Annotated in this window: 17 protein-coding genes; 6 read left to right on the top strand and 11 right to left on the bottom strand. The window is 62.0% G+C overall.

Annotated elements, in window-relative coordinates:
* Positions 1 to 74: 74 nt before the first annotated feature.
* Positions 75 to 1,064 (bottom strand): helix-turn-helix domain-containing protein, encoded by a 990-nt coding sequence (locus NKJ72_RS15785; protein WP_352478029.1) that lies wholly within the window; start codon positions 1,062 to 1,064, stop codon positions 75 to 77.
* A 128-nt stretch (positions 1,065 to 1,192) separates the two neighbouring features.
* Between NKJ72_RS15785 and NKJ72_RS15780 the strand changes: the two genes are divergently transcribed.
* Positions 1,193 to 1,840: a cysteine hydrolase family protein gene (locus NKJ72_RS15780; RefSeq protein WP_352478027.1), complete on the top strand. Its 648-nt coding sequence runs from the start codon at positions 1,193 to 1,195 to the stop codon at positions 1,838 to 1,840.
* 72 nt (positions 1,841 to 1,912) lie between these two features.
* Here NKJ72_RS15780 and NKJ72_RS15775 read toward each other — a convergent pair whose 3' ends face one another.
* The 8 genes from NKJ72_RS15775 to NKJ72_RS15740 all read right to left on the bottom strand — a co-directional run bounded on the left by NKJ72_RS15775 (position 1,913) and on the right by NKJ72_RS15740 (position 11,997).
* Complete coding sequence (locus tag NKJ72_RS15775; RefSeq protein WP_352478025.1) at positions 1,913 to 3,592, bottom strand: formate--tetrahydrofolate ligase; 1,680 nt, start codon at positions 3,590 to 3,592, stop codon at positions 1,913 to 1,915.
* 307 nt (positions 3,593 to 3,899) lie between these two features.
* The gene (locus NKJ72_RS15770) at positions 3,900 to 5,024 is read right to left on the bottom strand and encodes a DUF2333 family protein (protein WP_352478023.1); all 1,125 of its coding nucleotides are present in this window, start codon (positions 5,022 to 5,024) and stop codon (positions 3,900 to 3,902) included.
* A 15-nt stretch (positions 5,025 to 5,039) separates the two neighbouring features.
* Positions 5,040 to 6,344, bottom strand: coding sequence for a DUF6638 family protein (locus tag NKJ72_RS15765; RefSeq protein ID WP_352478021.1), 1,305 nt, complete (start codon positions 6,342 to 6,344; stop codon positions 5,040 to 5,042).
* Between the two features lie 198 nt (positions 6,345 to 6,542).
* Complete coding sequence (locus tag NKJ72_RS15760; protein WP_352478019.1) at positions 6,543 to 8,453, bottom strand: AAA family ATPase; 1,911 nt, start codon at positions 8,451 to 8,453, stop codon at positions 6,543 to 6,545.
* A 24-nt stretch (positions 8,454 to 8,477) separates the two neighbouring features.
* On the bottom strand, positions 8,478 to 9,623 hold the full coding sequence (locus tag NKJ72_RS15755; protein WP_352478017.1) for a hypothetical protein: 1,146 nt from the start codon (positions 9,621 to 9,623) through the stop codon (positions 8,478 to 8,480).
* Between the two features lie 35 nt (positions 9,624 to 9,658).
* Positions 9,659 to 10,747 carry a hypothetical protein gene (locus NKJ72_RS15750; RefSeq protein ID WP_352478015.1) on the bottom strand — a complete coding sequence of 363 codons (1,089 nt, stop codon included), beginning with the start codon at positions 10,745 to 10,747 and terminating at the stop codon, positions 9,659 to 9,661.
* Positions 10,748 to 10,869: 122 nt separating this feature from the next.
* Complete coding sequence (locus NKJ72_RS15745) at positions 10,870 to 11,259, bottom strand: c-type cytochrome (protein ID WP_352478013.1); 390 nt, start codon at positions 11,257 to 11,259, stop codon at positions 10,870 to 10,872.
* A 126-nt stretch (positions 11,260 to 11,385) separates the two neighbouring features.
* The gene (locus NKJ72_RS15740; RefSeq protein ID WP_352478012.1) at positions 11,386 to 11,997 is read right to left on the bottom strand and encodes a thymidine kinase; all 612 of its coding nucleotides are present in this window, start codon (positions 11,995 to 11,997) and stop codon (positions 11,386 to 11,388) included.
* A 237-nt stretch (positions 11,998 to 12,234) separates the two neighbouring features.
* Between NKJ72_RS15740 and NKJ72_RS15735 the strand changes: the two genes are divergently transcribed.
* The 3 genes from NKJ72_RS15735 (at position 12,235) to choV (ending at position 15,321) form a co-directional block, all read left to right on the top strand.
* Positions 12,235 to 13,170 carry a choline ABC transporter substrate-binding protein gene (locus NKJ72_RS15735; RefSeq protein ID WP_352478010.1) on the top strand — a complete coding sequence of 312 codons (936 nt, stop codon included), beginning with the start codon at positions 12,235 to 12,237 and terminating at the stop codon, positions 13,168 to 13,170.
* Between the two features lie 118 nt (positions 13,171 to 13,288).
* Positions 13,289 to 14,143 carry a choline ABC transporter permease subunit gene (gene choW / locus NKJ72_RS15730; protein WP_352478008.1) on the top strand — a complete coding sequence of 285 codons (855 nt, stop codon included), beginning with the start codon at positions 13,289 to 13,291 and terminating at the stop codon, positions 14,141 to 14,143.
* Positions 14,140 to 15,321 (top strand): choline ABC transporter ATP-binding protein, encoded by a 1,182-nt coding sequence (gene choV / locus NKJ72_RS15725; RefSeq protein WP_254819159.1) that lies wholly within the window; start codon positions 14,140 to 14,142, stop codon positions 15,319 to 15,321. The genes choW and choV overlap by 4 nt, the downstream gene beginning before the upstream one ends.
* A 71-nt stretch (positions 15,322 to 15,392) precedes the next feature.
* On the opposite strand, the gene NKJ72_RS15720 is transcribed toward choV, so the two are convergent.
* Both NKJ72_RS15720 and NKJ72_RS15715 read right to left on the bottom strand, forming a co-directional pair.
* Positions 15,393 to 16,802: an ATP-binding protein gene (locus NKJ72_RS15720; protein ID WP_352478006.1), complete on the bottom strand. Its 1,410-nt coding sequence runs from the start codon at positions 16,800 to 16,802 to the stop codon at positions 15,393 to 15,395.
* Positions 16,799 to 17,515 carry a response regulator gene (locus tag NKJ72_RS15715; protein ID WP_352478004.1) on the bottom strand — a complete coding sequence of 239 codons (717 nt, stop codon included), beginning with the start codon at positions 17,513 to 17,515 and terminating at the stop codon, positions 16,799 to 16,801. Before NKJ72_RS15715 ends, NKJ72_RS15720 begins: the two co-directional genes overlap by 4 nt.
* A 237-nt stretch (positions 17,516 to 17,752) precedes the next feature.
* Between NKJ72_RS15715 and NKJ72_RS15710 the strand changes: the two genes are divergently transcribed.
* A complete protein-coding gene (locus NKJ72_RS15710; RefSeq protein ID WP_292665026.1) occupies positions 17,753 to 18,097 on the top strand; it encodes a hypothetical protein in 345 nt (114 codons plus the stop codon).
* A gap of 36 nt (positions 18,098 to 18,133) precedes the next feature.
* Positions 18,134 to 18,349, top strand: coding sequence for a hypothetical protein (locus tag NKJ72_RS15705; RefSeq protein ID WP_352450529.1), 216 nt, complete (start codon positions 18,134 to 18,136; stop codon positions 18,347 to 18,349).
* Positions 18,350 to 18,588 lie beyond the last annotated feature (239 nt).

Here is an 18,588-nt window from a genome sequence, read left to right as displayed (position 1 = left end):
GCCTGCTCGGGCCAGATGGCAGTCCAACATCGGCAACTGAAGCGATTGCCCTGGAATCGAGCGCGAGCCGAATTTCACCTCGGCATGTGCGCCACGCGCTCCTCCTGAGCACCCTTCGAGAATTCGCGCCGGTACTGCGCCGGCGAGGTTCTGAGCCGCGCCGCGAAATGCTGGCGCAGCGAGGTGGCGCTGCCGAAACCGGCCTCGAAGGCAACCGTGTCCATCGATTTTTCCGTTGCTTCCAGCAGCCGCTGCGCCAGCTGGACGCGCTGGTCGGTCAGCCAGTCACCGAAACTGGTGCCGATCGTTTTCTGGAAACGGCGCGTGAACGTCCGGCGGGTGAGGCCGGCGTGACCGGCAACGCTGTCCAGACTGTGCGGCTCACCCAGGGTTTTGCGCACCGCTTCGAGAGCCTGAGTGAAGCGGTCCGCATTGCCGGTCCTGGCGATGGGACGTTCGATGAATTGAGCCTGCCCGCCCTGCCTATGCGGAGAAAGCACGATCTGCCGGGCCAGGCGAAGTGCCGCCTCCGCGCCGTAACGAGCCCCTACGACGTGCAAGCAGCAGTCGAGCCCGGCGGCGACGCCGGCGGATGTCACGACGTCGCCATTGTCGATGTAGAGCACTTCCGGTTCGACGAGAATGTCGGGATAGAGTTCCTGCAGCTGATCCGCGTAGGCCCAGTGCGTCGCCGCTCGCCGCCCCGAAAGCAGTCCGGTCGCCGCAACAGCGAACGTTCCCAAGCACAGCCCGACGATCAGCGCGCCGCGCTCGTGCGCGCCAAGCAACGCGTCGATCAATGCGGCTGGAGGCGAGCTCCCGAGATCCTTCCAGCTTGGCACGATGACGATGTCGGCGTCATCGAGCGCGGAAAGCCCGTGCGGGACGCTGATGGTCAGCCCGGCATCGGTGCGGATCGGCCCGTCCTCAATCACGCAGACCCGAAAGTCGAAGCGCGGCAGGCCGAGCTCCGTGCGATCCGCGCCGAACACGAGACACGGCACGGAGAGATGAAACGGGCTGATGCCATCGAAGGCGATGGCGGCAACGGCAGGATCGGTCATGGGAGCACCAACAGGAGTAACAGCCAATTGTCCCAATTCTTTCGAATAATGTCAATCGGGACACTTTTTGCAATCCGGTGCCGAGCTTATCGTCCACCCATCACTGTCCAACGGGAAAGGAAAACCCCATGTCGCAACCAGCCACAGGCAAAGCTCCACGCCGCGCCCTCATCGTCATCGATGTTCAAAACGACTATGACGGCGGCAACCTCGCCATCCAGCATCCGCCCTTCCGCGACAGCGTCGTCAATGTGGCGCGAGCGATGGATGCGGCCACCGAGGCAGGCGTCAAGGTGGTGGTCATCAAACAGTTGGCGCCGGAAACTTCACCGGTCTTCGCCAAGGGCAGCCATGGCGCCGAGTTGCACCCGGAAATCGCCAGGCGAAACCGCGACCACTACATCGAAAAGAACTTGCCCAGCGCCTTCACCGGCACCGACCTCGAGGAGTGGCTGCGCGCCAACTCTATCGATACGATCACGGTCATCGGCTACATGACGCATAATTGCGATCTGTCGACGGTCATCCACGCCGTGCATATGGGCTTCGAGGTGGAGTTCCTGTCGGACGCAACGGGGTCATTGCCCTACGCCAACAGCGCCGGCTACGCGTCGGGGGAGGAAATCCATCGCGTCATGACGATCGTCCTGCAATCGCGCTTCGCGGCCGTTCTCAAAACCGCCGAATGGATCGAGTGCCTGAAGACCGGCGTGGTACCCCAGCACGACACACCCTATGCCTCCAACCAGCGCGCGCTGGCGCGGAGCGCAGCGTAGGAGACCATTGCGGACAGGCAGAAGGGCGCCGCAGCGTTGCGGCGCCCTTTGCCGTACGAGCACTGATTATCCCTAAAACAGGCCTTCGATCTGACCGATTTCGTTCAGGAAGATCTTTTCCGACGATGGCGCTTTGGGCAGACCGGGCATGGTCATGACCTCGCCGCAGATGATGACGACGAAGCCGGCGCCGGCAGACAGCCTGACCTCGCGCACCGGTACGGTGTGGCCGGTCGGCGCGCCGCGCAGATTCGGATCGGTCGAGAAGGAATATTGCGTCTTGGCCATGCAGACCGGCAGGTGGCCGTAGCCGGCGTGCTCCCAGGCATGGAGCTGATCGCGCACCGACTTGTCGGCGATCGCTTCGGAACCGCGATAGATGCGCTGGACGATGGTGTTGATCTTCTCGAACAGCGGCATGGCGTCGGGATAGAGCGGGGCAAATTGCGACGCGCCGGATTCCGCCAATGCCACGACCCTTTTGGCGAGTTCCTCGATGCCGGCCGATCCCTGGGCCCAGTGCTTGCACAGGATCGCCTCTTCGCCCATCGAGGCGACGTAGTCCTTCATCGCCTGGATCTCGGCCTCTGTGTCGGAGTAGAAATGGTTGATGGCGACCACAGCCGGCACACCGAACTGGCGGATGTTCTCGATGTGGCGGCCGAGATTCGCACATCCCTTCCTGACCGCCTCGACGTTCTCCTTGCCGAGGTCCTCCTTCTTGACGCCGCCATTCATCTTCATGGCGCGAACCGTGGCGACGATGACCGCCGCTGCCGGCCTCAGGCCGGCCTTGCGGCATTTGATGTCGAAGAACTTTTCGGCACCGAGATCGGCGCCAAAACCGGCTTCGGTGACGACGTAATCGGCTAGCTTCAGCGCCGTCGTGGTGGCAACGACGGAGTTGCAGCCATGGGCGATGTTGGCGAAGGGGCCGCCATGGACGAAAGCCGGGTTGTTCTCCAGCGTCTGCACGAGATTGGGCTGCATGGCGTCCTTCAGGAGTACGGCCATCGCGCCGTCGGCCTTGAGGTCGCGGGCATAGACGGCCGACTTGTCGCGCCGATAGGCGACGATGATGTCGCCGAGGCGCTTTTCCAGGTCCTTCAGGTCGGTCGACAGGCACAGGATCGCCATAACTTCCGAGGCGACTGTGATGTCGAAACCGGCCTCGCGTGGGAAACCGTTGGCGACGCCGCCGAGCGAACAGATGATCTCGCGCAGCGACCGGTCGTTCATGTCCATGACGCGGCGCCAGACGACACGGCGGGTGTCGATGCCGAGCTCGTTGCCCCAATAGATGTGGTTGTCGATCAGCGCCGACAGCAGATTATGCGCGGTGGTGATGGCATGGAAATCGCCGGTGAAGTGGAGGTTCATGTCCTCCATCGGCACGACCTGCGCGTAGCCGCCGCCAGCGGCACCGCCCTTGACGCCGAAATTCGGTCCGAGCGAAGCCTCGCGGATGCATACGATGGCCTTCTTCCCGATGCGGTTGAGGCCATCGCCCAAGCCCACCGTCGTCGTCGTCTTGCCTTCGCCGGCTGGTGTCGGGTTGATGGCGGTGACGAGGATCAGCTTGCCGTCCTTGTTGCTCTTCACCGATTTGATGAACTCGGCCGAGATCTTCGCCTTGTCGTGGCCGTAGGGCAGAAGATGTTCGCTCGGAATGCCGATCTTCTGGCCGATCTCCTGGATCTGCTTCTTCCTGGCGCCGCGCGCGATCTCGATGTCGGACTTCACTTCGGCCATGACGGCTTCCCTCTGGATTGGACGGATTTGACTAGTGTGGTCGCAAGAACAGCCCGACATTGCAGGCGCGAGCATGTTCTACCCTTGTCGCTGCCGCGGCGTCAACTTTCATGCAACTATGTTTCCTGCGAAGAAAATACCTCTGCCGCCGGCCGCTCTGCTACAGGTTCTTTTTTGCGCCGGTTGCAGCGCCGTATAGAAGCCAGAGCAGGGGCGCTTCCGCCGTCTCAAAACAGCCGCCTAATACGCGAAAAGCGACAGAAGCAACGGCGCAAATTCACCAGCGCCGGCTGTGCGGAACGATCGGCTACTGCGTCAGCACGTTGCTGATCTCGACCATGTTCGAGCGCACCCTGAGTATGTAAAAACCCATCGTCGTCAGATGTGTCGGCAACAGCCAGCCGTCCTCGCGGCCATTGGCGATGATGAAGGGCTGGATGCGCAGCGCCGAGACGAATTGCGCGTCCATCGTATCCCACAGGTTCTGCAGGTGCTTTTCCTTGATGACGTCCTCGAAGTCGGCCTGTGCGCCCTTCATCAGCCCGTAATAGGCATAGAGCTGGCCATAGGCGAACCAGAAGCGATCGTCGGCGCGCGTGTCGAACCAGCCATTATTGTGGTTTTCGGCGCGCTCCTTGAGGATCGCCGAGGTCGAACCGATATCGGACGAGATGCGGTCGATATATTGCTTGAGATTGTCGGCGCGGGCATCGAACGTCGCCTGGCAGGCTGCGAGGCGGGCGTTGAAGGAGCGCAGCTTGCGCACCGCGTCGCGATAGTAGCTCGGCGTTGGCGTCTTGGGGCCGAACGGGTTCAGGCCGAAATACCAGGTTTCCTCGTCGAACTGCAGATTGCCGCGGGCGTCCTGCAGGTCGGCGTCGATCTGCGAGGTGGTGCGGACGCGGCCGAGATTATCGGCAAGCTCGGTCGCCGTACGCCGCACCGCCTGGTTGATGCCGCGCTGGAACGAAGCCTTGTTGTCCATGAACGGCGTGTGGTCCCAGTCGATGCCGAACAGGCCGAGCTTGTAGAGGATCATCGACGACACCCAGGCATTCTGGTTGACGTTGAAGTCGGTCAGGTCGGCAGCAACCTGGGCAATGGCTGAATTTCCGCAGGTCTTGGCCGTGTCGGTGCCGGCGCCGGCGGAAACCTGTTCACCGGCGGAGCTGTTGCGTTTTTCGAAAGTGTATTTGTCGACGTAATTCGGGTCGAAATTGTTCCACCACTGCGTGGCATAGAAGAAATTGACATAGAGGCCGATCAGCACGAGCACAGCCAGGCCGAGCACCGCCTTCAGGATCCAGCCGCGTTGCGTGTACCAGCGCCCCGCCCACAGGAACGGCCATAGAATCGCGCCGATGAGCAGGCCGATGCTGCGGCCAATCCACTGGAAAATCCGGGTGAAGAAATTCACGATCGGATCAAGCATGGCGATGTCACCCCCTCAGTCAGTCAAGCCGTAGAGGCGTGTGCGAAACGCCACCTTGTCCTTCAAATATGTGGTTTTCAGAACGTCCACAACATGCGATCGCCAGGCGTCGCTGAAGCCGTCATAATCCCTGTAGAAGCCCGGCTTGTTGAAGACGTAACGCGAGACGAAGTCCTGCGGCACGAAGTCCGAGATCAGCTGGTTGGTCAGCCAGGCGTCGGGATGGTCCGGCTTGGCGCGGATGACTAGAAAGCGCTGCTGCGGGAACACATCCTCGATCTTGAGATGGCCGAGCTGGGCGATCTCGCGCTTGGCGGCGTTGAGGAAGGGAAAATTGCCGTCCCTGGTGATCAGATCGGCATGGCCGTGGATCCAGGTCTGCAGCCAGACCTTGTCGACATCGGTCAGATTGCGGTCGGGCTCGGCGTCGCGGATCAGCGCGCGCACCACCATTTCGGCGCGATGCTCGAGATAGCCGGAGGTTTCGATCCATGAGGCGCGCGGCAGCTCGATGCGGCCGGTCGAGGCGAGGAACTTGAACACCTTGTCGGCATCGTGGATCGAAAGGTAACTCACCTGCCACGGCCGCGAGCGGCGGAAACCGGGCGCTGCCGGGTCGCTGATCACCGTCGTCACGTCGGGATCGACGAACACATAGAGCCCGCCGAAATGGCTGGTCCAATAGGCATTGTGACGGAAGATCACCTGGTCCGGCACCAGCGCATTCTCGCGGATGTCGCCGCAGATCTTCGCCAGCTCGACCATGTGGGCCAGCATGGCGTTGTCGCGCCAGGCATCCGGCTCCTGCTTCAGCCGGTCGACCAGCTTGCCGAGTTCGGCCGCCTTACCGAGCACATCCTCGGCCGAGAGCACCTTGAATTCCACCTGGTTGATAGACAGCAGGTCCTCGATGTCGTCGACCTTGGGGACCGAGTCCTCGATCTCGCCGTAGATGACGTCCTTGATCGTCAGCGCATCGATGGCGCGCTGGTTCTTCGACATGAATTCGTACATCAGCAGCGAGGTGTTGGAGAATGCCGTGTGCACCACCGGCAGGTCGATCTGCGACGGCGTCAGGATGATGAAGCGGCGGTTGACCTCGTTCGGATCGAGGTAGCTGTAGTCGCCGCATTCCTCGGCGACCTGCGGCGAGAAGCCGGTGCGATCGATCTCGAAGCTTTTCAACTTGGTCGGCTTCAAGCCGAAGGCCACCATCGCCTTGTTGTAGCGCTGGATGAGATGCGGCTCGTCGATCGTCAGCAGCCGGCCGTAGATCAGCTCGTTGTCGCGCAACAGATCGGGCTTCTTGGCGGGACTCATGCTTTCTTCTTCCCGTTCACGGGGAGAAGGTGTCCGAACGGCGGATGAGGAGCGCGAACGCTCCCTCTTCCCTTGTGGGAGAAGGTGGCCGAGCGAAGCTCGGTCGGATGAGGGGTGTTCCAGCTTGACGAATACCCCTCATCCGTCGCCTTCGGCGACACCTTCTCCCACAAGGGGAGAAGGGGGCGTCGGCGCATCTCACGCATTCCACAGCCCCTTCTTCTTCATCTCCTCGATCTCGCGGACGGCACGCTCCCGCAGGCGGGTGTCGCGGATCATCTTGGTCACCGCCGCATCGTCGGACTTGTCGGAATAGCGGAATTCGGAATCCGCATAGCGATTGATCTCCTGCATGACCATGTCCATCGAGAATGGCCCGCGCAGGTCCTCGATCATGGCTTTCTTGTCGTCGTAACCCTTGTGCATGAAGGCTTCCGGCTTTTCGAACCACTCGTCGGGCAATTCGATGTCCATGGCGCGCATCTTGATGGCATCGGTGACGTTCTTGATGGCGCGGCCGGTAAAGCGCGGTTCGGCATCCTTGATCATGTGCAGATAAGTGCCGATGTCGGCCATCGTCTTCGGTGCGCCGTTCTCCTTCATATAGCGCTCGTAGACCTTCATCAGCCCGTCTTCGTGCGGCTTTTCATGCTCCTCATAGGCTTCCATCACCGCGCGCTGGATCTCTTGCGCCGCATAGAGCTTGTGATCGCCGAGCGGGATCTTGTGGTTCTTCCCGGCGAGCAGGACGAAAATGTCGATGTAGTCGTCGCGGCTCTGCGGGCCATCGACCAGCCAGCGCGCGCCGGCGCGCTGGCGCAATGCGTCGTCGACGTTCTCGGGATAGTTGGAAAACATGCCGAACGAGCAGTTGCCGCGCACCACGGTGCCGGCACCCCCGAACGCGTCCATCAGGACGCCGGTGATTTCCTGCTGGCCGGCCGAGGCGCGATCGTCGGAGCGGCGTGCGGCGACCTGGTCGATATCGTCGATGGTGCCGAAGCCGATGACGCGCGGGTTCAGCACATTGTTGATGAACTGACGGCAGTTCTGGCCGGACTTGCCCTGGTAGGAGGAGATCTGGTCGACGCCGAAATTCTCGTAGGCGAAGGGATAGCCGGCGACCTGGCAGTAGCCGTTGAGAAGGCCGGCGATCATCTGGATCAGCGTCGTCTTGCCGGTGCCGGGCGCGCCGTCACCGATGAAGGTGAACAGGAAGCCGCCGAGCTCGACGAATGGGTTCAGCTCGCGCTCGAAGTCGTAAGCCATCAGCATCTTGGCGAGCTTGACCGACTGGTATTTGGCGATGTGGTTGCCGACGACCTCTTCCGGTTTTTTGAAGGTCATGACCAACGGTTTTGCCCGCTTGCCCGGCGCGACGTCGAAACCATCGAGCGTGAAATCGTCGACGTCGATGCGGATATGCGCGTTCTCGAACGGGCCGATGCCGTCGAAGCGGCCTTTTCGCGCCAAAAGCCCATCGATGGCAATGCGGGCAAAGGCACGCGCCCGGGTCATCAGGTCGGCGTCGTCCTTCGCGCCTGATATCGCCCTGTCGAGGCCGGCCACGATCGATTTCACCGCGTCCTGGGGCGTGTCGAACAGAAAGTCCGGCTCGGGCGTGTCGTTCGGCGCCTCGCCGTCGCTATCGATCAGCTGGAACAGATAGGAGGCGAAGCTGAAGGCGGAAACATAGGCCGAAGCCGACAGCAGCTTTTTGAATGTGGCGGCCTCGTCGCCTTCGAGCGGCGCGCGGGTGTTTTTCGCCTGCAGGCTTTCGAGGTCAGAGCCTTCGGCGAAGACATCGGATATTGCCAACGCAATGGCCAGCCCACGCCGGGCGCGAAACAGCAGCGTGTGCTGGGGGATGGTCAGCAGTTGGTCGTCGGGATGGACGGCGGCGACGGTTTTGGCGAGCTCGACCTCGCGCGTGCGGCGAACCGAGCCGACCGAAACGGTCGAGACGAAACGGCGGTTGGTGCCGGCAAGCGCGGTACCGGATTCGCGCGATGGGTCTTCCAGCACGACGATGCGGGTGATGAAACTTTGCGCAGTGGCGCGGTGCTTTTCGATTGCCGCTTCCGGGATGGTGGTCAGACCGGTGTCCATGGAGGATGCTCCGCGATTTGATGGTCAGACGTCGCTGATGACCTGCCCTTTGGACAGGATATGGACCTTGTAGCCCGAAAAGATCTTCTGCGCCTCGCCGGCGGCGTAAAGCGACTGATATGCCTCATGCGGAATCAGCGCGTGGTTCTCGTAGCTCGACACGCCCTGGCGTGCGGCCTCGAGATCGTCGGTGTCGATGAAGAATTCCTGCGTCGTCTTCTCGCTCGAAAACAGCCCCTTGCGGCCGGGTTTCTCGGCCTTGGAAAAGACCTCCTGGATGGTCCAGGTCAGCAGCCAGGCGTTTTCCGGCTTGCGCACTTTGGCCAGCACTTCGTTCACGGTCGAATTGTTGTCGGTAATGCCGGCAGAATAGAATGGGCCGAGCACGACGCGGCGCAGCTGCTTGGGATGCAGCGTCTCGAAATCCTTGTCGAGGTTTACCGCGATCGTCGCCGGTGACAGCGTGTAGGCGGAATTCTTCTCGGTGAAATCGTCGAAACGGTGGGCGAGTTCGGGATTGAGCAAGCCGTCGACCGGCAGCGGAATGTCGACCCTCTCATTAAGCTTGCCGCTGCTATCGACCAGCTGCCGGATCATGTCGTCGGAGGAATCCTCGACCGTCGCCATGTAGACCAGCGGCAGGTTGGCGCTGCCGTCGAAGCAGGCCCAGTGGACCAGATAATAGGGCCGCAGCGTCTTCGGGTTGACCGAAACCTTGGCCGTCTGCGCCAGCGTGAACGGGCCGAAGGTGGTCCCGCTCTTGACGTCTTCGAGGTAAAGCCGCTCGGCCATCGACTTCTGCAACGCTTCGGGAAATTCCTTGTGGCGCAGAATGAAGTCGGCCATTTCCTCGCGCAGCTCGCTGGCCGAAGGGATGACGGCGAGACGGCTGTCGGCCTGGAGGCGGTCGTTTTCCAGCTCGAGCAGGTTCTGGAAAACCGGAAAACCGCTTTCGGCGCGCGAGATGCGGAACGTCTCGGTGAAACCCAGCCGGTTGCGCCAGCACGAGAACGACTTGTCGAGCCGCGCAATATATTCGGCGACGACCTTGGCGACGATGCCGTGCCGATAGAGCGGCGAGCGATCGTCGCGCATGAACACTTCGAGGCCGCCAAGTGCCGCCGCGATCGCCGAGAAATAGCGCGCCGCGGCTTCGTTTTCGGGGGTCATGCTGCCAGCCCTTGGGAGCAGTGCACGTGCAGCAATTACGACTGCACGTAATTTGCCGAATTGTGCTTCTTCATCACATCGTCGAAGCGGCGGGCGAAGGCATCGTCGGCGAGCTTCTTGCGGCGCTGGATGTCGGCGGTGGCGACCATGTTCTTCTCGTGCATTTCAAGCAGATCGCCGATGTGCTTTTGCGAGGCGGCACCAATGCCGGCCATGGTCTCCTCGGCGGTGTTGTCGACCTGGCTGCCCAGCGTGTTGATCTTGTGGGCGACATCCTGCTGGGCGGCGGTCTTCAGCGAATCTTCCAGCGCCTTGTACAGCACGATGCGCTGCTCGGTGTCGATGGTCAGCTTGTTGATCAGCGTCGATTGCGCCGCGATCTGATTGTTGAGCGAATCGACGAAGGTCTGGAACATCGAGGTGTAGCGCTCCAGCGTCTGGCTTTCGGCCAGCAATTCCTGCTCCTTGGCCTGCTTTTCGTTGTATTCCGTGGCCAGTTTCGAGCGTTCGCCTTCAAGCTGCGTGCGCTCCTTCTGGCTGGTCGAGGCGGCGATCTTGTTCTCGATGTCGAGCAGCATCGGGTTGAGTTCCTCGATGCGCTTCTGCACGGTCTCGAGATTGGACATGGTTGTCTTGCGGCGCTCGATCACCTGCGACAGGCTGGCCTCGGAGGTCTTGTAGCGCGTGTCGAGAACCTGCTTCTGCGCCTTGAGGATGCCGACGATGGTGTCGGATTTCGCCAACAGCTCCTGCAAATTGCCGGCCAGCGACATGTTGCGGACGCGGTCGGTGCGCATGCGCTGTTTGCGCTGGCTGGAGAAGACGCCGACGAAATTCTCCCAGCCGGTGTAGTTCTTCATGCTCTCGAATTCGGCGCCGAAGACGTTGGTGGCGTCCTCCAGGCCGATGATCAGGTCGGCGATATTGCCTTCCATCACCTTCTGCTGCTTCAGCACGTCCTCGATGCGGGCATTCTCGATGTCGAAATTGGCGTCGCCGATCTTCTTGTCGGCGGTGGCGAGCGTGTCGAGCACGCTACCGGACTGCTCGATCTTGGTGCGCATGTCCTCTACGACCTGCTTGGTCTTGGCAATCTCGGCATCGAAATTCTGCAATGTCGCCATTGGGGCCTCCCGCTTCGGCATCGGTTTTCGTGTCGCAAACCGCCGTGACTATATGTGCCGGGTTTGGCGAATGAAAGACGGAAGACGGGCGACACCAGGAAACGAGGCAACTGGGGTCACGCTCAGGGCCTGGGATCGGCCTTGAGGTAGGCGATGACATTGGCGATGTCCTCGTCGCTGGCCAGGCCGGAGAAGGCCATTTTATTGCCGTGGACCTTCTGCCGCGGCGCGCGCAGGTATTCGGCAAGGTTTATTTCGTCCCAGACCAGGCCGGCGGCGCCGGCGTCCTTCATCCCCTGCGAGTAGCGGCTGAGATAACTGTCCGCGGTGCCGGCGGTGCGACCGACGACACCCAGCAGATGCGGGCCGACCTTGTCGCGTTCGCTCGTTGCCTCGTGACAGGCCATGCATCTGTTGAAGACCTTCTTGCCGAGAGCGGCATCGCCGTCGGCATGCGCGGCAAGAGCGCCGACGAAGAGGAAAGCAGTTGCAGATGAGATGGCTCGAAGCATGGGAACTCCCCGACGGCTCTGGCTGAGAGGTTTTGAAAATAGGAAGCAGGCCTTAACAAGCGCCGCACGATGACGCGATTGCCGAACGAATGTTGGCTGGGCGGTCGGATGGACGCAACGCGCTGGTCAGGTTTTGATGAAGCCGATGAAATCGTCGGGCAAGACGCGGCCCATTTCCTCTTCCCAATGGCGGCGGCAGAGTGAGACATAGACGTCCTTGCCGATCGCCACCTGTTCACCCTGTTTCGCCACCTTGCCGTCGGCCCCTAGGCGTACCACCATCGTCGCCTTGCGGCCGCAACGGCAGATTGTGCGCACCTCGCGCAGCTCGTCTGATATCGCCAGCAGGGCGCGCGAGCCGGAAAACAGCTTGCCCTGGAAATCGGTGCGCAGGCCATAGCACATGACCGGAATGTTCAGCCGGTCGGCGATGCGGGCGAGTTGCCAGACCTGATCCTCTTCGAGGAACTGCGCCTCGTCGACGAAGACGCAATGCACCGTGGCGTGGTCATGATGCTCGGCGACCCGGGCAAACAGATCGTCGCCGTCGCGGAACATCTCGGCCTCCGTCTCCAGGCCGATGCGCGACGAGATCAGCCCGGTATCGCCCTTGCGGTAGTGGCCGGCGATGAACAGCATCGTCGTCATGCCGCGCTCGCGGTAATTGTAAGAGGCCTGCAACAGCATCGTCGTCTTGCCGGCATTCATCGTCGCATAATGGAAGTACAGCTTGGCCATGCCGTCCTTTTAAGCCGAGTTGCAACAAAGCGGGGAGGGGGAGCGCCTACATTCCACCGGGAAAAGACGACTTCCATCCGTAAAGCGGCGGGCGTGTCGCCGATCGGCCAGTCTGCGCCGTTGTTCGTGATTGCCTTAGTGCTTGAAACCGCAGCAGAATGGTGTTTGGCTGACGGAACAAAGGTGGAGATAAAACCACCACTTCGCTTCACCGAGAACTGAAATGGGAGAATTTCTATGTCGCGCATGAGTTCATTCGTCGCCGGCCTCGGCCTGGCGGCTTTTCTATCCACGACTGGGGCCTTCGCCGGTGATGCGGAAAGCTGCAAGACGGTGCGGCTGTCCGATGTCGGCTGGACCGACATCCAGGCGACTACCGGCGTCGCCTCGGTACTGCTCACGGCGCTCGGTTACGAGCCGCAGGTGATCCAGCTTTCGGTGCCGGTGACCTATGCGTCGCTGAAGAACAAAGACCTCGACGTGTTCCTTGGAAACTGGATGCCGTCGATGACCAACGACATCAAGGACTATACCGCCGAAGGCTCGGTCGAGACCGTCAGCGAAAATCTCAGCGGTGCCGGCTATGGCATCGTCGTTCCGACTTATGTCGCCGATGCCGGTGTCAAGACGCTGACCGACCTCGGCAAGTTCAAGGACAAGTTCGACGGCAAGATCTATGGTATTGAGGCCGGCAATGACGGCAACCGCATCATCCTCGATATGATCAAGGACCCGAAGACCAATCTCGAAGGCTTCGAATTGGTCGAGTCTTCCGAGGCCGGCATGCTCACCCAGGCCGAGCAGTCGATGAAGAACAATGAATGGATCGCCTTCCTCGGCTGGACGCCGCATCCGGTGATGGGCGCCATGAAGATCACCTATCTCGAGGGGATGGGAGATAGCGGCTTTGGTGCTGCCACCGTGCATACCAATGTACGCAAGGGCTACATGAGCGAATGCCCGAACGCCGGCAAGTTCATCGCCAATCTGAAGTTCAACCTGGACATGGAAGGCGAGATGATGGACGCGATCCTGAAGGGCGCCGACGCCAATACCGCCGCCAGCGACTGGCTGAAGAAACACCCTGACGCGATCACCCCCTGGATTGCCGGCGTCACCACCTTCGACGGCGGCGATGCGGCGGCTGCGGTGAAAACGGCGCTCGGAAGCTGACCCGACCATCTGGCATGACGAGACAAGGGGCAGCCACGGTGGAAATGGCTGCCCTTTTTCATATCCTGTGACAAGATGACCGTGCGGCGAAGGACGGCGCCGGCAGAAGAGGGGCTAGATGGATCCGATCTCCAAATTCCTGGTCAGTTACAAGATTCCCATCGGGGCATGGGGGAAGGCGTTTTTCGGCTTTCTCACCGACAATTTCGACACCATCTTCAGGGCTTTTTCCAACAGCCTCAACTTCCTGCTCGACGGCATCGTCGACGGGCTGCTGTTGCTGCCGCCGGTTCTGCTTATCGCGCTGATCGCTCTGCTCGCCTATTTCCTGCAGCGCTCGAAAGGCCTGGCTTTGGCGGTATTCATTGGATTGCTGTTCATCCTCAACCAGAACCTGTGGAAGCAGACGGTGGAGACGCTGGTGCTGGTGGTCGCCGCCGCCGCCGTGTCGATGTCCATCGGCGTGCCGCTCGGCATCTGGGCCGCGCACAAGCCGAAGGTGTATCGCGTCATGCTGCCGGTGCTCGACCTGATGCAGACGCTACCGACCTTCGTCTACCTGATCCCGGTGCTGACCCTGTTCGGCCTCGGCAATGCGCCCGGCCTCATCGTCACCATCATCTTCGTCATTCCGACCTCGGTTCGGCTCACCCATCTCGGCGTCACCTCGGTGCCGAAATCGATCGTCGAGGCGGGCGAGGCGTTCGGCGCCACCAAACGCCAGCTGCTGTGGAAGGTCGAGCTGCCTTCGGCGCTGCCGACCATCATGGCGGGGCTGACCCAGTCGATTATGCTGTCGCTGTCGATGGTGGTGTTCGCCGCCCTTATCGGCGCCGGCGGCCTCGGCACCGAGATCAACCGCGCGCTCGGTTCGCGCCGGATCGACCTAGGGCTTGAGGCAGGGCTGGCCATCGTCGTGCTTGCCATCGTGCTCGACCGAATGACGCGCATCGGCGTGGGAGGCAAGAAATGACCGTCGCCGTCGATTTCAGAAATGTCGACATCGTCTTCGGCGCCGACCAGGCAGGCTCGCTGGCGCTGATCGACAGCGGCGCCACCCGCGCCGAGATCCTCGAACAGACCGGCAACGTACTGGGCTGCGCCGGCGCCAGCCTCACCGTGAACGAGGGCGAGATCTCGGTGCTGATGGGGCTTTCCGGCTCCGGCAAATCGACGCTGCTCAGGGCCGTCAACCGGCTGAACGTCGTCTCGCGCGGCCAGGTGCTGGTCAAGGACGGCGACGGCACGGTCGACGTCGTCACCTGCGACGAGGCGACGCTTCGGCGGTTGCGGCAGAAACAGGTGGCGATGGTGTTTCAGCAGTTCGGCCTGCTGCCGTGGCGCACGGTGGAGGAAAATGTCGGCCTCGGCCTCGAGCTCGCCGGCGTGCCTGAAGCCGAGCGCAAGGAGCGGGTGAACAAGCAACTGAAGCTGGTTCATCTCGACCAGTGGTCGAAGAAATACGCGCACGAGCTTTCCGGCGGCATGCAGCAGCGTGTCGGCCTGGCGCGCGCCTTCGCCACCGAGGCGCCGATCCTGCTCATGGACGAGCCGTTCTCGGCACTCGACCCACTGATCCGGACCAAGCTGCAGGACGAGCTGCTGCAGCTTCAGGCCGAGCTGAAGAAGACCATCATCTTCGTCAGCCACGACCTCGAGGAGGCGCTGAAGATCGGCACCCACATCACTATCATGGAGGGCGGGCGCATCGTGCAGACCGGTGCGCCGGAAGACATCGTGCTGCGGCCCGCCAACGACTATGTCCGCGACTTCATCGCCAATGTGAACCCTCTGTCGGTGTTGACCGCGTGGAACGTCATGCGCGACCGCCGCGACCTCGAACATGGCGAGAACGGCTGGGTGTGGCTCGACCGGCGCAAGACGACGCGCTTCAAGATCGACGAGCATGGGCTGGTGGCGGCGGCCGAGCGCGACGGCAAGCCGGCGGTATGGGTGTCCTGCGCCGATGTCGAAGCCCAGCCGGAGGAGACGGCGCAGGTGTTCTGGGCCAATCCCGGCACCTCGCTGAAGACCGTGATGCTGGCCATGCATCGCTCGCAGACCGCACCGGTGGCGCTGTTCGACGACCAGTCGCGCTTCGTCGGCGCCATCGGCGTCAGGGATGTGCTGAGCGCGGTGCTGCGAAGATAATTTCTCTCCTTGGCGAGAACCGAGACCAAACGCCGGCGCGAAGGAACGCCGGCTTAGCCCGATACCGCAAGCTAAACCGCCAGCGGCAATCTCAGTTCCGTCAACAGGCCGCCATCGGGGTGATTGGACAGGATGACCTCGCCGCCGGCGCCGCGGGCGATGTTGCGGGCGATGGTCAGGCCGAGGCCGAGGCCGCCGGTCTGACGGTTGCGCGACTGTTCCAGGCGCACGAACGAGCCGAACACGGCGTCGAGCTCGGCTTGCGGTATGCCCGGCCCTTCGTCATGGATCGCCAGCGTGATTGTCTTGCCTGACTGACGCAGGCTGAGATGCGCCCTCTTGCCATAGGTCACCGCGTTCTGGACGAGGTTGGTGACGCAGCGCCGGAGCGCGACCGGCCGCGCCATGCAGATCAGGCCGCGCGAGCGCCCGTCTTCATTCTCGAAGGAGACCTCGTCGAAGCCGTCGGCGATCGATGCTACCAGCGACCAGAAATCGATCCTCTCGCTCTTCTCCTCGGTCACCTCGAAAGTGGCGAAGTCGATGACCGAGCTGGCAATGCCTTCGATGTCGGCGAGGTCGTGCGCCAGTGCGGCGCGCACGGACGAATTCCTCAGCAGTTCGAGGCGCAGCCGCATCCTGGTCAGCGGCGTGCGCAGGTCGTGCGCCAGTGCGGCCGCAAGATGCTCTCGGTCCTCGACGTAGGCGCGCAGCCTCGCCTGCATGGCATTGACCGCCTTTGCCGCGGTACGCACCTCGCGGCTGCCGCTCTCAGCGATCGGCGGGCTTTTCAGGTCCTCGCCGATCCGCTTCACCGCGGTCTCCATCATCCGGTAGGGCGCCGTCAGCCGGCGCAGCGACCAGATCGAGGAAGCCACCACCAGCCCGGCGATCAAGGCATAGAGCGGCAGGCTATCGAAGCTCAGTATCGGCCCGGCCGGCGTGTTCGGCTCGGTGAAGTTCAGCCATTGGCCGTCGGCAAAGCGAAGCGAAGCCGTCAGCTTGTCGCTCTGGGCGAAATCGGCCGCCAGCACCAGCAGGTCGCGCTCGACCTGGCCGATATCGGGACCGGCGACCGTCCCACCGGGAGCGTCGGCTTCGTGCGTTGCCGGGTCGCGGCGGACCCGTGCATCGGTGATGCCGAACTTCGACAGCCGACCGACCAATATGTCTTCCAATTCGGCCAGCTCGTCGTCGCCCGCTATCGACGAGGTGACGGCGGGCGTGTCGGAGACGGTGAGCGCATAGGTGGCGTTGAACAGCCCGGAGGCCGTCGCCTTGCGCTGTTCTGGGGTGGCATCATGCATCAGCTGCACCAGGGAGAAGGCGCGGTCGTTCAGCCGATAGAGATCGACGACGTCATTGGCGGCGGCACGGTCGCGCGAAACGATGTAAAGGGTCGCGATCTGGCTGATCAGCAGGCCGGCGATGACGATGAGCAGCACCCAGACCGGCAGCGTTTGCGGCAGGATGCGTCTCATTCGGAGGTCGTCTCAGGCAGGAACTGGTAGCCGCCGCTGCGCACAGTCAGGATCAGTTTCGGCGTTTTCGGGTCGTCCTCCATCTTGCGCCGCAGCCGGCTGACCAGAATGTCGACGCTGCGGTCGAAGCTGTAGCCGCTGTCGCCGCCGGACAGCTCGATCAGCTGCTCGCGGCTCAGTACGCGCTGCGCGCTCTTGACGAAGGTCTGCAGGAGATTGAATTCGGCCATCGTCAGCTCGATCCTGACGTCGCCGGGCGCCATCAGCCGGCGGCGCGAACAGTCCATCGTCCAGCCGGCGAAATGGTAGATCTGCCGCGAGGCGGCGCGTCGCGGCTCGGCGGCGCCATTGCGTCTCAAGACGGCACGAATGCGGGCGAGCAGCTCGCGCGGATCGAAGGGTTTCGGCACGTAGTCGTCCGCGCCCATCTCCAGCCCAACCACGCGGTCGGTTGTCTCGGTAACCGCGGTCAGCATGATGATCGGCGTCGAATAATTGGCGCGCAACTCGCGGCAGAGCTCCAGCCCGCTCTTGCCGGGCAGCATGACGTCCAGGACGATCAGGTCGACCTGGGCGCGGCGCAGGATGGTCTCCATCTCGGTGCCGTCGGCGGCGACCGATGTATGCAGCCCTCGCTTCTGGAAGAATTCCTGAAGCAGGTCACGAATGCCCTTGTCGTCGTCGACGATCAGTATGTGGGGGTCGGATTTCACAGGAAACCTGTCATTTGTGGATCGCCCAAGCGGTGCTTCGGCCGTCAGCCAGACGATAGAATTCAGGCCATAAGTTGGCCAGTGAAGATCGGCGGCCCGATCCGGGCTGCCCAGAAACAATCCAGAAACAAAATTCTACAATCCGGAAAAACTGCCGAAAAAAATCAAGGTCATAAGTGGTGCCGTGGCGGTCAGGTCATCGGCTGCGACACGCGTTACGGGATTACGGATAGACCAATGCAAAGGTTCTCGATCAGTCTGATGGGTGCGTTGCTTTCCATTTCGCTCGTCACGGCTGCGGTTGAACAAGCCGATGCAAAACTGGCCGATGCAAAGGTGGCCAATGCAAAGGCGGCCGATGCAAAGGTGGCGACCACCCGCAGCGAGCGTTGCATCGATCTGAACCGCCAGTTTGACGAAGCCCTCGAAACCCATGCCGCGGCAACGCAGGTCACCGCGGCGAAAGCACTTCAAAGAAAGGGAAACCGGTTCTGCGCCAACAAGAAACAGGCACAGGGAATCCGGATGCTCGCGAACGCTTTGAAGCTGCTTGGAGTGACACCGATCGATCCCGTTCAGTGACACTCAATCCGATCTGCACAAAAAGGAAGTGAAGCCATGAAAAAGTCTCTCCTCTCCGCCCTCGGTCTTGCCATCGCGCTGGCCGTCTCGATGCCGGTTCTCGGCGCCAGCAGCGCCAATGCCGCGACCACCACCCCGGCTGCGACGACAACGACGACCGCTGCGCCGGCCAAGGCCGTGAAGAAGGTCGCTGCCAAGAAGACCGTCAAGAAGCACAAGAAGCACGCGGTCAAGGCAGCTCCGAAGGCCTGATCAAGCGACAGCTTTCTACCCTATGAGAAGACCGCTCCAGTTGCGATTTGCCTGGAGCGGTCGTCTTTTTTGTTGCGTGCAGACAATGGGGGCAGTCCCGGCCCACACCCCCGTTGAACGCCAGACGGCAGTTCCCACATAGGCACGGACTTTTGAACTGCGCCCGCCGGGAAGCCGCTCGCGCGCGGTTGAATGGACGACCGCTTTTGCCCATGTCAAAATGACCGCAAAGCCGTCGT

The sequence above is a fragment of the Mesorhizobium sp. M0045 genome, assembly GCF_040323385.1.
In the GTDB taxonomy this organism is placed as follows: Bacteria; Pseudomonadota; Alphaproteobacteria; order Rhizobiales; family Rhizobiaceae; genus Mesorhizobium.
This window is presented reverse-complemented; position numbering and strand designations above follow the sequence as displayed.